The organism is Shewanella sp. SM74 (assembly GCF_025653725.1).
GTDB lineage: Bacteria > Pseudomonadota > Gammaproteobacteria > Enterobacterales > Shewanellaceae > Shewanella > Shewanella oncorhynchi.
Map to the genome: position 1 here is coordinate 409,363 of NZ_JAKKRZ010000003.1, position 14,032 is coordinate 423,394.

General features: G+C 47.9%; 10 protein-coding genes. 4 read left to right on the forward strand and 6 right to left on the reverse strand.

Annotated elements, in window-relative coordinates; translation table 11 throughout:
* The first annotated feature begins 221 nt into the window (after positions 1-221).
* The 4 genes from L5M49_RS05655 (at position 222) to L5M49_RS05670 (ending at position 4,421) form a co-directional block, all read left to right on the forward strand.
* On the forward strand, positions 222-1,559 hold the full coding sequence (locus L5M49_RS05655) for an aspartate aminotransferase family protein (protein ID WP_263265606.1): 1,338 nt from the start codon (positions 222-224) through the stop codon (positions 1,557-1,559).
* Positions 1,560-1,628: 69 nt separating this feature from the next.
* Positions 1,629-3,119, forward strand: coding sequence for a CoA-acylating methylmalonate-semialdehyde dehydrogenase (locus tag L5M49_RS05660; RefSeq protein ID WP_263265607.1), 1,491 nt, complete (start codon positions 1,629-1,631; stop codon positions 3,117-3,119).
* Between the two features lie 30 nt (positions 3,120-3,149).
* Positions 3,150-3,515 (forward strand): cupin domain-containing protein, encoded by a 366-nt coding sequence (locus L5M49_RS05665; protein ID WP_263160879.1) that lies wholly within the window; start codon positions 3,150-3,152, stop codon positions 3,513-3,515.
* Positions 3,516-3,698: 183 nt separating this feature from the next.
* Positions 3,699-4,421 carry a TorF family putative porin gene (locus L5M49_RS05670; RefSeq protein WP_263265608.1) on the forward strand — a complete coding sequence of 241 codons (723 nt, stop codon included), beginning with the start codon at positions 3,699-3,701 and terminating at the stop codon, positions 4,419-4,421.
* Positions 4,422-4,503: 82 nt separating this feature from the next.
* Here the strand turns inward: L5M49_RS05670 and nagP are convergent, their stop codons facing one another.
* The 6 genes from nagP to L5M49_RS05700 all read right to left on the reverse strand — a co-directional run bounded on the left by nagP (position 4,504) and on the right by L5M49_RS05700 (position 14,026).
* Positions 4,504-5,802 carry an N-acetylglucosamine MFS transporter NagP gene (gene nagP, locus L5M49_RS05675; protein WP_105252977.1) on the reverse strand — a complete coding sequence of 433 codons (1,299 nt, stop codon included), beginning with the start codon at positions 5,800-5,802 and terminating at the stop codon, positions 4,504-4,506.
* A gap of 324 nt (positions 5,803-6,126) precedes the next feature.
* Positions 6,127-7,281 (reverse strand): transmembrane glucosamine N-acetyltransferase NagX, encoded by a 1,155-nt coding sequence (nagX, locus tag L5M49_RS05680; RefSeq protein WP_263265609.1) that lies wholly within the window; start codon positions 7,279-7,281, stop codon positions 6,127-6,129.
* A gap of 485 nt (positions 7,282-7,766) precedes the next feature.
* Entirely contained in the window at positions 7,767-8,936 is a 1,170-nt protein-coding gene (gene nagA / locus L5M49_RS05685; protein ID WP_263265610.1) for an N-acetylglucosamine-6-phosphate deacetylase, read from the reverse strand.
* Positions 8,937-9,053: 117 nt separating this feature from the next.
* The gene (nagB-II, locus tag L5M49_RS05690) at positions 9,054-10,052 is read right to left on the reverse strand and encodes a glucosamine-6-phosphate deaminase NagB-II (RefSeq protein ID WP_028760900.1); all 999 of its coding nucleotides are present in this window, start codon (positions 10,050-10,052) and stop codon (positions 9,054-9,056) included.
* A 17-nt stretch (positions 10,053-10,069) separates the two neighbouring features.
* Positions 10,070-11,005 carry an N-acetylglucosamine kinase gene (nagK, locus tag L5M49_RS05695; protein WP_028760901.1) on the reverse strand — a complete coding sequence of 312 codons (936 nt, stop codon included), beginning with the start codon at positions 11,003-11,005 and terminating at the stop codon, positions 10,070-10,072.
* A 222-nt stretch (positions 11,006-11,227) separates the two neighbouring features.
* Complete coding sequence (locus tag L5M49_RS05700) at positions 11,228-14,026, reverse strand: family 20 glycosylhydrolase (protein WP_263265611.1); 2,799 nt, start codon at positions 14,024-14,026, stop codon at positions 11,228-11,230.
* Positions 14,027-14,032: the final 6 nt, after the last annotated feature.

Below are 14,032 nucleotides of genomic sequence, written 5' to 3' on the forward strand. Positions count from 1 at the left end.
GTCTGTGACGACTTTAACGCAAATGCTAAACATCATCACAGTCATAATCCGAGCTTCAGGTTACGCTGTTTAAGCAATAAAATTCAATATTTTTTACAAAAATAGCTTTTTTGCCACAAATAACTGCACACGGCTCTTCCATGTTCATTATTTCTAACATAGCATAGCAAATATTAGCCACCCTAAAACAAGACCTGAAAATACAGGACAAGGTAGACACTATGGCCGATTTGCCGCTCAATTCCTCAAGCGTACCCTCACTTGAAAATTTCTGGATGCCTTTTACCGCTAACCGCCAATTCAAAGCCAGTCCGCGGTTACTCGCCAAGGCCGAAGGCATGTATTACACGGATATTGATGGTAATAAAGTGTTAGATGCTACCGCAGGTTTATGGTGTTGTAACGCAGGCCATGGTCGCAAGGAAATCAGCGAAGCAGTCAGCAAACAAATTAAAGAGATGGACTACGCGCCCTCCTTCCAAATGGGTCATCCTATCGCCTTTGAACTTGCCGAGCGGTTAGTCGAGCTCAGTCCTGAGGGATTGAACAAAGTCTTCTTTACTAACTCAGGTTCTGAGTCCGTCGATACTGCGCTTAAGATGGCACTTTGCTATCACAGAGCCAATGGTCAAGCCTCACGCACCCGCTTTATCGGGCGCGAAATGGGTTACCACGGTGTCGGCTTTGGCGGCATCTCTGTGGGTGGATTAAGCAATAACCGCAAGGCATTTAGCGGCCAATTACTGCAAGGCGTCGATCACTTACCTCATACCTTAGATATCCAAAATGCGGCATTTACCCGCGGACTCTCACACTTTGGCGCTGAAAAAGCCGAAGTATTAGAACAACTAGTGACCCTGCATGGCGCCGAGAATATTGCCGCCGTAATCGTTGAACCTATGTCGGGTTCTGCAGGGGTAATATTGCCGCCACAAGGTTACTTAAAACGCCTGCGAGAAATCACTAAAAAGCATGGCATCCTATTGATTTTTGACGAAGTCATTACCGCTTTTGGCCGCGTTGGCGCCGCCTTTGCGAGTCAGCGTTGGGGTGTTATTCCAGACATTATCACCACGGCTAAAGCCATCAATAACGGCGCGATTCCAATGGGCGCAGTATTCGTGCAAGATTTTATCCACGACACTTGCATGCAAGGCCCCAATGAACTGATTGAGTTCTTCCACGGCTACACCTATTCAGGTCATCCCGTGGCCGCGGCTGCGGCACTTGCCACCCTATCGATTTATGAGAATGAGCAATTATTCGAACGCAGCTTTGAGCTTGAGCGCTACTTTGAAGACGCCGTGCACAGCCTTAAAGGGTTGCCGAATGTGATTGATATTCGCAACACAGGCTTAGTGGCGGGGATTCAATTCTCCCCTAACGCTCAAGGCGCGGGTAAACGGGGTTACGGTGTGTTTGAACACTGCTTCCGCCACGGCACTTTAGTGCGAGCCACGGGCGACATTATTGCCATGTCACCACCACTGATTGTCGATAAACGCGAGATTGACCAAATGGTTAATAGCCTAAGCGATGCCATTAACACCGTTGGATAATAACGCTAGCTGCTCATTCCACTCTTACATTTAACACCCCGCTGCGGCGGGGAACATCAAAGGTTAACTATGCTCAAGATCACTCACTTTGTTAATGGTCAGCACACCCCTGCCAGTACCAGAACCCAAGATATTTTTGAACCCGCCACGGGTGAACTACGTGGCCAGGTCTCACTGGCAAGCGAAACTGAAGTCGGTGAAGCCATCGCAATCGCTAAAACCGCCTTTGAAACCTGGTCGCAAGTCACGCCGCTCAACCGTGCTCGAGTGCTTTTTAAATTCAAAGCCTTAGTTGAGCAGAACCTAGATGAAATGGCGCAGCTTATCACCCGCGAACACGGCAAAGTGATCGACGATGCTAAGGGCGAGTTGATCCGTGGTCTCGAAGTGGTCGAATTTGCCTGTGGTATTCCGCACTTGCTTAAAGGTGAACACACCCAGCAAGTCGGTGGCGGCGTCGATTCTTGGTCAGTTAATCAAGCTTTAGGTGTTGTCGCAGGCATAGCGCCCTTTAACTTCCCCGTGATGGTTCCCATGTGGATGTTCCCAATCGCGATTGCCTGCGGTAACACCTTTATTATGAAACCCTCGGAAAAAGACCCAAGCTCGGTGATGCGGATTGCCGAGCTGCTTAAAGAAGCGGGTCTTCCCGATGGCGTGTTTAACGTGATTAACGGCGACAAAGAAGCCGTCGATACCTTACTCACCCATAAAGATGTGCAAGCGGTGAGCTTTGTAGGCTCAACTCCGATTGCCGAATACATCTACAGCACAGCCTCTAAACATGGCAAACGCGTGCAAGCCTTAGGCGGCGCGAAAAACCATATGTTACTCATGCCAGATGCAGATTTAGATCAAGCCGTTAGCGCCTTAATGGGTGCCGCTTACGGCAGTGCTGGTGAGCGTTGTATGGCAATTTCAGTCGTACTCGCGGTAGGCGATGTGGGCGACGCGTTAGTGGAAAAACTGCTACCGCAAATCCAAACCTTAAAAGTCGGCAACGGCCTGACGCCAGAGATGGAAATGGGTCCGCTGATCTCAAAACAACACCTTGCCAAGGTCACCCAATATGTTGAAGCCGGTGTGCAAGAAGGCGCAGCGCTGCTGGTCGATGGCCGTAAACTGAGTGTTGAAGAAAATCTACAGGGTTATTTCCTCGGCGCCTGTCTATTCGACCATGTCACGCCTGAAATGAGCATCTACCGCGAAGAAATCTTTGGCCCAGTGCTGGCGATTGTGCGCGTGAAAGATTACCCAACGGCGCTTGAGCTGATTAACCGACACGAATTTGGTAATGGCACGGCGATTTTCACCCAAAGTGGTGAAGCGGCAAGGCATTTCTGTCACCACGTGCAAGTCGGTATGGTTGGGGTGAACGTGCCGATCCCGGTGCCGATGGCGTTCCACAGTTTTGGCGGTTGGAAGCGTTCACTGTTTGGGCCGCTGCATATGCATGGCCCCGATGGCGTGCGTTTTTATACCAAGCGTAAGGCAATTACTGCCCGCTGGCCCGCGGGTAAACAGACTCAAGCCGAGTTTGTGATGCCAACGATGAAATAGCCGAATGTCAGCTCAACAAGGAAATCGCAAATGACTGTGAGTATCAACGCCATTATTCGCTTTGCTACGGCGCAAACACCCGTCGAAACCTACCAGTTACCGACGGAAAAGTTGTTAGCTGGCAATCCAACTCAAGGGCTAGAGAATCATTATTCTAGCCCTTGTGATCAATTTCACAGTGGAATTTGGCAAAGTGAATCAGGCGCTTGGAAAATAAACTACACTGAATACGAGTACTGCGAAATCCTCGAAGGGATGAGTGTTATCACCGATCTTCAAGGTCAATCGCAGACGTTCACTGTGGGTGACAGGTTTATCATACCCGCGGGTTTTCAAGGCACTTGGGAAGTCGTGGAGCCCTGCCGCAAGGTTTACGTCATTTTCGAACAAAAGTGAGATCAACGAGGCTGATGTTAGCCTCAAAAAAGCTAAGTTATCTTAGCAATAACTCGCCATGAGGTCACAGCAACGGGTTTTCCTAGGCTGTTGTTTGGCAAACCAACGGATGCACTGGCGCGATTGAATAACCATGGTCGCCAGTAACACGTCCGAGTCAACAAAGAAAATGGGAGAAATACCGTGCATAACAATCTGAAAAAAAAGCGGCTGGTACAGCTTGTCGGACTCGCGCTAACCACGACCCTATTCTCCGGCATTGCCGCCGCCGAAGTGACTGGGGAAATTAGTCTTACTAACGACTATCGTTTTCGCGGCGTATCACAAACCGCTGGCGATCCTGCCCTGCAAGGCGGTATTGATTGGAGCTTCGACTCAGGTTTCTCTGTCGGCGCTTGGGCAAGTAACGTGGATTTTGATGAGCCAGGTTATAACGGCCCAGCGATCGAATACGATTTCTATGTCGCCTATGGTGGTGAGATCAACGAAGATCTGACCTACGACATCACCCTTAACCGTTATAACTACTCAGGCGAGAGTGATATAGGTTATTTCGAAGTGATTACGGGTATGGAATTTAAGGGCTTTCGCCTAGCCTATTGGTTTACCAATGATTACGGTGGTACTGATTTAGACTATCACTATGGAGAGCTTAACTATTCCTATGAATTTGTTGAAAACTGGAGTATCGATCTGCACTACGGCTATAACGTGGGTGATGCCTTAGATGATGGTGAAGGTTTTGATAGCTACTCAGATTACTCTGTTGGCGTATCGACCGAATTGGCAGGCTTTGGGCTTTCTCTCGCTTGGTTAGGCACAGATCTCAGCGGTGACCAAAAAGTCTCTGACGGTACATTCAAAAACTCAGATACCGTACTTGCGAGCGTAAGTTACGCGTTCTAACTTCGCTTTAGCTTGGTCCAACTAAGACACAAAAAAGCCCTCATCATCGAGGGCTTCTTTTTAGCTGTTCAAGCTGACTTGTCTACCAACTGCGCATCTTATGGCCTTTCACCGCGTAGAACAGAATGAACAAGTAGCATGGCAACATCACAATATAACCGCCCTGCATGCCCATATCTGTCGCCGAACTCATTAACCCCCAAGACACTGGACCAAAGGCGCCACCTGCAATCCCCATGATGAGAAGCGCAGAACCTGTACTGGTCAATTTCCCCATACCAGACAAGGCTAGCGGCCACACCGCAGGCCAAACAATCGCATTAGCTAAACCAAGAAAAGCAATCATCAACAAAGTATCGGGCAGCGCCACACCGCCAAAAGGCACTAACAAAACATTAGCAATAGCGTAGGAATTATTGTCGCCAAACAAAATACCGCATGTCAGTAACAAACCCAGAATGGCCGACACCATCAAAGCCTTAGGTTGTGAAATAAAACGAGGAATTAACAGGATACCTAAAGAATAACCCAACACCATACACACCATAGTATAGGAAGTCATAACACCGTATGACTCTATGCCTAAAGACAAAGCAAATGTACCAATGGTATCGCCAGCAATAACCTCTACAGCAACATAAACAAACAGCGCTAACACGCCAAAGGCTAAGTTAGGGTGAGATAATGCCGCTTTAAGTTGCCCTTTATCAGTATTTTCAGCAGCTTCATCTTCATTCAACAACTCTGGCAAAGGTGATTTTTTTACCGCGAGCGCTAAGATACCGATAAAAATGGCCATGCCTAAATAGGGGAATACTAAACCGTCAGCCATTTCTTCAATTTGTACTTGAGTTAGCTCAGTACCAATACGGTCTTTAAAGCTGTCTAAAATCAACGCCGAAAACACCAAAGGCGCAATCACACCCGCACCTTTATTCAAAATACCCATCACACTGACACGGGCGGCCGCAGATTCTTCAGGCCCCAAACGCACCACATAAGGGTTAACCGCAGTTTGTAATAGGGTTTGGCCTGCGCCCATCACTAATTGGGCGAAAAGGAATAGGGCAAATATTTGTGTTTCCGCAGCAGGGATAAACAGTAAGCCCGCCAACATCATCACGCCCATGCCTATCGCCATACCATTCTTATAGCCGACTTTGCGAATAAGCCAAGCGGATGGCAAGGCAGTAAAGGTCACTGCAATGTAAAAAGAAAACAGGATCAACGACGCTTGAAAGGGATTGAGTTGCAATATTTGTTTCAAATAAGGCATCAAAGAACCATTCAACCAAGTGGCGAATCCGAGGATGAAAAAGAGAGCGGCCACTATGGCCATGGGGAGAAAGCTGCTTTTCTGCTGGCTTTTATCGAGTGTCATTTCCATAAACCTGCTTCTTATAGTAATTAATTATTTAGGTGATAACGGGGTTTAAATTAATGCCTAAGTTCCCGAATATCCGTATCGCGACTCGTCCGCAATGGTTAATGTTATCATCCAAACGCACCATTGTTTCAGTGATGTTAAAACAAATAACACAAAAAGACAACGCTGTCATTTAATAAATTCTCGCGAATATTCCCTCGTAATCATCGATTGGCCAACTGATAAGTTATAAGTAAGTAATGACTCACATCCAGAAAATAATGTAAAAAAAAGCCGCAGACACTGAGTGCGTGTGGCTCAAGCTATTAAGCAAACAGACTAAATTCTGACAAAAATATTGCGGCGATACATCCAATATAACACCAGCCACTGCACCGCAAGTAAGCTGATAACCCTAGCTAACGCTTGAGCGCTTTCAGGCAAGGCCATCACTAAGCCGCCAAATACGCTTTGGGCGATATATTTCCAATCCACTAAGCTCGAGGCTAGGTAAATAATGATGGCGTTCGTGCCTATCACCACGAAGAAAAATGCGGCTTTTTGCCACTTAAGCACATCGACTAAGGCATAGAATACCGCCAGCAGTATCATGCTCCAACCCGACGTCACCAGCACAAATGAACTGGTCCACAGCTCTTTATTAACCGGAATGATAAGATCCAACAGCCAACCTAAGGCTAAGCAAGCACCACCTGCTACGGCGAGTAATCCCACTTTGACCCACTCACCTTTAGGATGGGATTTAACAATAAAGTGGCCGACAAACACACCCGCTAACGCATTGACTATGGCGGGGATGGTCGACAGTAAACCTTCAGGATCGGGCGTGCGCCCCTGATAACTCACGCCGGGTAATAAAATCGAATCGACATAGGCATTGATGGATTCCGTTGGCGAGAGCACGCCCGCCTGTCCACCGGGAAAAGGCAACCAAAGTTGTATTGCGCCATAACCGAGCAAAATGCCCAAGGCGACGATAATTTGGGTTCGTAGACTCGTGTGCCACACCAATAATGCCGCAAAGAACCATGCAAAGGCTATTCGACCTAACACACTGGCATAGCGAAGTTTTTCAGGATCGGCAGGCGCGCCCGTTCCCCAACCGTGGTTGTATAAAATGCCCAGTAACAGCAATAAAAAGAGTCGTTTAATCCCGTGACGATACACAGGTAATCGCTCACTCAGGGGTAATTTATCTAAACGTTTGGGAGATAAACCTAAGGCCACACCAGAGAGGAAAATAAACAGCGGAAAGATTAAATCGTAAAACTGAAAGCCATGCCATTGGCTATGGTGCATCTGTTCATCGCCCCATTGCCAACCTGCCCAGCCCGTTAAAATAAGCAAGCCACCAAATAGAGCCTCACCGCCCAAAATCCAAAACATATCGAAGCCGCGCAGTGCATCCAGCGACATCAACCTAGGTTTATTCACCTTTACTGGCGCAATTGCGTTTGTCTGTGTCGTCCCCATGCCATCATCCTTTATTATTGTTATTAAAAGCTTTTATAAAAGTTGAGCAAAACTAATACTGTACAAAACTAATACTGTTTAAAATTAGTGCTGTACAATAAAAAAACTTAGCCCCTGTCATCAAAATACGACAAGGGCTATACCCAAGCGACCTGAAGATACGAGTTTCAGAGCGCCTAGGGTGCTTCAATTCAAGGCGCATCAATGACAGAATGTCGGCCACCTTTTGAATTGATGCGACACGGAAGTGGAGCGCCCTAGGCACTCCGTCTCGGCGGGTTTTAACGCACTTTATACTGCGTTGGTTATTTTTAACTTAGTCCACTAGGTCTGCAAATAACCGCAATCGCCATGGATGGCGTGAACGCCATTTATGCAGGAGCAATAAATGGCATTGCCTAAAGTGCGTTAAATTCCCGCTGAATCCTGCATTTTCAGGTAGTTTGGGTATAGATGTTAAAAATCACCTAAACTGCAAAAGCGATTTAAGGGTGTGCCCCTATTGCCTGGCCCGCATAAATCGGCCCTGAATAGACTGCCCGTCCCGCAATGTAGTTTGCCTGCACTTTGTTCTGCGCATCGAGCAAAACAAAATCAGCCCTATGTCCCAGTGCTAAACGGCCAGCCTTATGGTCAATCCCGAGGAACTGTGCGGGATATAACGCCGCCATTCTCAAGGCTTCCGCCAAAGGTAAACCTAACAAGTTCACCGTATTATTGACCGCAGTCGCCATATCGAGCACACAGCCCGCCAACTCACCTGTCACGGCATTTAATCTGTCGCCGACTCTCAGCACTTGCGTACCGAAGAGCTCGAAGCTAGTCTCATCCTCCATACCAACTGGCGGCATAGCATCGGTGACTAACATTATCTTGCCCCTCGGTTTTGCCCGTAGTGCAACCTTTGCCGCCGCGGGGTGCACATGGTGACCATCGACAATCAAACCACACCAAGCGGTTTCACTCTCAATCGCCGCGCCAACCATGCCCGGCTCACGGGAACCCAGTGGTGACATCGCATTATAAAGATGGGTAAAGCCCGTCGCGCCTGCCGCTAATGCTGCAATCACAGTATCGTAATCTGCATTAGAATGGCCTAAACACACCTTCACGCCCGAAGCGACGAGCGTGCGGATCACCTCTGACGACACATTCTCAGGCGCAAGCGTGACGACTTTAATCCCCAGATCTTGACGACAAAATACCGCGAGTTCAGCATCGGTTATTTCGCGAATAAAACCCTGCGGATGCACGCCTTTTTTAGGCACAGATAAATGTGGCCCTTCAAAATGCACCCCTAAAACGCCAGCGCTACCTTTGACTAAAGCCTCGGCCACTGCATCGGCCGCATTGGCCATTACGCTGACATTATCGGTGATAAGCGTAGGTAAAAATCCGGTCGTGCCAAAACGCGCATGGGCACGGCCGATAGTCTCAATACAATCAACACTCGGATTGGCATTGAATAACGCCCCACCGCCGCCGTTCACTTGTACATCGATAAAACCAGGCACCAGCGTTCCGGCTTGGCGGATTTCCTTCGCGCCAACAACCGTATCAAACGCCAGAATGTGCCCGTCTTCAACAGTCACAGGCACATCTTGATGGAAATATTCACCATCAAAAATACGCTCAGCGATCAAGGTGATTTTCATCGCAAACCTCTTTCAATAAATAACGCGGTTAGCTTAAAGCTTAAATTAGTTTAACCGCGTGGCTTAGCTGCAGATGTTTAATCGTGCAGCCTACCTAGACCTCTTAAACTTTGCCGCTTAAAGCGTTTGGGTCACTTTTTTAAGGCCAGCAGGTTGATCGGGATCGATACCGCGGGCAATCGCAACCGCAGCCACATCGATATAGAATCGTTGTAATAACGCTAACGGAGCAACACGAGGGTGAATGTCCGTCGAGGTTTGATTCAGATGCACTAAATCGGCGCCGCGTTGGCTCACGTTTTCAATTTGTTCAATATGGCTAGCGTAAGATTCATCGCCAATACACACATCGACGATAGTGAGTTTTTTCTCAACTAAGGTCACAGGACCGTGGAGGAACTCGGCGCTACTGAATGCTTCAGCATGGATTGAACACACTTCTTTTAACTTAAGCGCGATTTCCTTAGATACCGCATAACCTAAACCACGGCCAAGTACGACTAAGTTCTTCACGTCGGCAACGGATTCTGGCGTGAGTTGTGGCTCAGCGTCCACCGCCGTTTGCAGCGCTTGGGGTAAAGAAGCGACGGCGCTAGCAAGCGATTCGCTTTGAGTCCAAGCGGCGGCGAGTTGTAAAATCGCCGACAAGGTCGCGAGGTAACTCTTAGTCGCAGCAACGGCTTTTTCTTCACCTGCACGTAAAGGCACAACGACATCGACGATATCTTTAATCGGTGCACTTTCATCATTCACTAAGGCAACACAGAAAGCACCGGCATTTTTTGCCATACGCGCCTGCGCCAAAATGTCAGGGCTACGGCCAGATTGTGAAATCACAATGACTAACGCGCCTTCGAGTTTCAAGGTTTTACCATACACACTCGCCACTGAAGGTGCGGCGGCGAAGGTCGGTACACCCGCTTCAATCTCAAATAAGTATTTAGCGAACACTCCCGCATGATCCGATGAGCCGCGACCTACTATCATCACAAAACGAGGGGCGAAGGCGCGCAGTTTCTCACCTAACTGCTGCATGATGTCAGCGTTAGCTTCTAATTGACCCGCAATTTTTTGCGGTGCAGTGCGTGCTTCTTGTTCCATAATAGTGTTTGTCATGTCTTTTACCTTCACGTTCAAATACAGGATTTGGCTTCAGTGCCTATGTGCACTGACAACGACTTATTAAATTCTTGCTGGGCGAAATACATAGCACCGAGTTCGGGTGGTGCTAAGGTTTCTGAAATCTTAGCGACCACATCGGCACCGAGCCAAGCTTGTAAAGGCTCAGCAAGACCACCGATCATCGAAAAACGCACCGGATTTAAGCTAAATAACTTACGCGCCATTTCGCTAATATAATCAGCACCTTCTTGCACTATGGCAGTCGCGACTGCGTCACCTTCATTGGCACAATCGAGTACGCTTCTGGCTAATGCGGCGTAGCAACTTGATGATTTACCCGCTAGATTTTCGACAATGCCTAGCGCATCGGTGACACCAAACTCATTCAACAGCATATCGGTTAATCGGGTTGGTACGGCAAAGCCATCGAGTGCTAACAACACGTGTTCGGCGGCTTTTAATCCAAGCCAAGCACCGCTGCCCTTATCGCCCAAGGCAAAACCATAACCACCAATACTCAAGCTGGTATCACCAACATGGGCATAACCGCAAGAGCCAGTACCCGTGATGATCACAGCGCCATCGGCACCGCGGTGGGCACCAATACAAGCGGTATGCAAATCGGTAGTGACATACATGGCTGCAAAAGGATGCTGCCAGTTGATAACATCTTGATATAACCTAGGTACATTTACGCCAGCAAGACCAAGACCCGCCACCAGCAAGTGACTATCGCTCTCGTTCATTCCCGCATCTAGCAACGCCAGGCGAGTCGATGCTTCAATGGATTCAAATGTTTGTGTTAGACCATGCAGTGGATTTGCGCGTCCAGCAACACCTGTCCCTAAAACGGTACCGTCTGCGCAGTAGATGGTGGCTCGGCATTTACTGCCACCTCCATCTACACCTATAAACAGTGGTTGATCTTTTGTCTGGACTAACCCCATGACACCCCTCTTCACCTATCAATGCAGCGCTACCGTTGCTTATTATTTGCCGTTAATACAGCGCTCAACTTTAGTTAACTCAATGTTACAGCAAAAATGACAGCGTTGTCATTTACTTTTTTAAGTGATTTATGATCTAAAATCAAATTTAGGCAATCACTGACACAGAAAAACAAAAAGGCTGTATTTTATCTTTAAAATACAGCCAGATATAAAAACGATTTAGTTAACGATTAAACTTCGGCCTTTACGAATACCATCGGCCGCAATGGCTCGGATCTCAATCGGTGCAGTGACCACCAATCCCGCTTGATAAACTTGCCATTCGCCATTGAGGCTTCGGTATTCAAGTTTGAGCCCGGGATAGGCAATATTAGCAAACAGTTTACCGTCACGGATCTCGGCGCCGACCGTCGGTACGCGATAATCGATGCCGGCTTTATCTAGCTTGATAAACTCTTTGTGGCCCAAGGTATTCGCAAGTTGTTGCCACTCCTTTGCCTGTGCATCACGCATGGCTAAGGTAAAAGCCCCCGAGCTTTGGTTATACACAGCGCCTTGATACTGATAGGGCACTTCCCATTCGGCTTGATGCCAAGCCCGCTCTGCCAGCATCAACAAACGCGGGAACACCATATATTCCAGCGTATCATCACTGCGAATCGACTCACTCCAAACCTGCCCTTGCAAGCCAGTAAAGGGTTTGCCTTTCTCCCTTGGACCCGAGACTTTGTTACCCGCCTCATCAAATTTTATTCTGTCATCCGCTTCGAATGGCTGATTTTCAATATCGGTCCATTGCTCGGCGTTAGCGGCTAAATTATCAGGCATAAAGCTAAAGACTTTATGACTATTGGTCGCGCGGCTCGCCCAGTAATAACCATGCTCTTTAGGATCGGCCTCATAGGGGAAGTCAAAGTACAATACCTCAGGATTAGAAAGTATGGTTTCCCAGCCGAGATTCACCTGCTGATTGGCGCGCGAATGACCTTTGTGGGCAATCACATCCCAAATATTAGACTGCACCTTAGCGGGCATATTCTCAGGGCGAACATGGCTCATACCATCGCTCCATCCTGCTGCTTCAATGCCTTTTGCCGCTAACATAGTCGAAATTCGTTCAATAAAATAAGCGCCTAAGTCATCTATCGACTTAACGCCTTTATCGTTATTGGCGACAAATGCTAAACACTGAGGAGATTGTTTCCAAGCTCCCGCCGTTTCATCGGCACCAATGTGGTAACGCGTCAATGGTTGACCCGCGGCTTGGTGTAACTTGGCAATTTCATCAATCACTTTATCGACAAAGTGATAAGTCGACTCCATACACACGTTAAGCGTATTGTCGTCGTAATATTGCACTGAAGAATAAACCGTTTTGTCGTTTGCATCGGATAACAAATATTGCTCAGCTGCAGTGGTTTTTCCTTCTGCTTGCAATTGACGAGCGCCCGCATCTAACGCTTTTACCGCTGTGTTAGCTTGATTTGCCGTTTCCTGCACAGGGACAACCTGCACTTTGCCCGTGTTTTTAAGCTCTACGTCTTCAGCCTGTAATCGACGAAAACGCGCATCCATCGCTTTAATCGCGGCGCGGCTATGACCCGGCATATCCATCGATGGGATCACTTGAATTTGACGCGCCTCGGCATATTTCACTATGTCGATATAGTCTTGTTTAGTATAGAAACCATTAACGCTCGACTCCGCAAAAGGACCACTGCCCAGTTGCGGTAACAGACAGGTATTTTCAGCAAGATCATGACAACGTTTACTACCGATGTCGGTCAGCTCAGGTAGCCCGTCGATTTCGAGTCGCCAACCTTCATCGTCAGCCATGTGTAAATGCAGTTTATTGAGCTTATAAGCCGCCATTTGGTCGAGCAAATCCAGCAACAATTGTTTGCTGTGGAAATTACGAGCCACATCAATGTGCATGCCACGGAACGGATAACGTGGGCGGTCTTCAATGGTCATGGCATTCATTTTCAGCGAATTCACATCCACAAGGCTTGCTAGTGATGACAAACCGTAAGAGAAGCCTGCTGCATCATTGGCAGCGATCACAATTTCAGTTGGCTGAATATCTAAGCGATAACTGCCCTCATCCCCTTTTTGGCTGGCAAATTTCACCGTAATGCCACTCGCAGATTCAGCCACACCCAGGCGAGCTAAACGTGCCACCGCTGCCGCAACTTGACTCTTTTGCTCTGGGTTATCTTGCTGATATTCGAGCTTAATACCACCAGCAAGGGATACTGGTGTATCGGTTGAATGGATCTTCACCTTTTGTGGCGTTGGGATGATAGTATCCACAGCCAAGGAGGCATCTTCACTCACGCTTTGATTAGCTTTAAATAATTGCGCGGCATCGGCTGGCGCGAGTTTATCCGTTTCAGTGCGTTGATATTGGGTTTTAAAATTCGTAAACCCTTCAACATACGGACGCGTCTCTAAACCCGTTTCGGCATCTTTACCCACTTGAGTGCTGGCGATAATGACGGGTTCTAATCCTTTTGCTGCGAGGTAATAGTTTGGCATAGCGTCGGTTTCAGCCAATTGCCACGGCTCACCACGGAATGTCAGTTGCTTTTTCTCGCCCTTAACAAATCCCTTAAAAGCGGCCGTTGGCGTAATACGATGTAAATCGCCTTTAACGTGCGTTATCGTCAATTCACCGCTTTCAACCGATTGCACTGGGCGCATTTGGCTTAAATAAATTTCCCAATCTTGGCTGGCTAAATCCATACCGGGCACGAAATCAATTTGAGCGACAAAACAGCGACCATCGGCTTTATCTTTTAGGCACTTATCGTCTGGCACATTGGTCACAACACGGTAAGTTACGACTAACGAATCCCCGAGTTGTTGTAACTGCGCTTGAGTTAATGCGTCCTGAGCTTGCTGTGTTTGAGCCACAGCCTTATCGGCTGACGCTGCGGAAGGCGTCACAGGCGCCTCGGAACAGGCCGTTAATCCTAAAGCCAGTAAAATGGCGCTTGCTGAGAGTGTTTTTTTCATGATTAT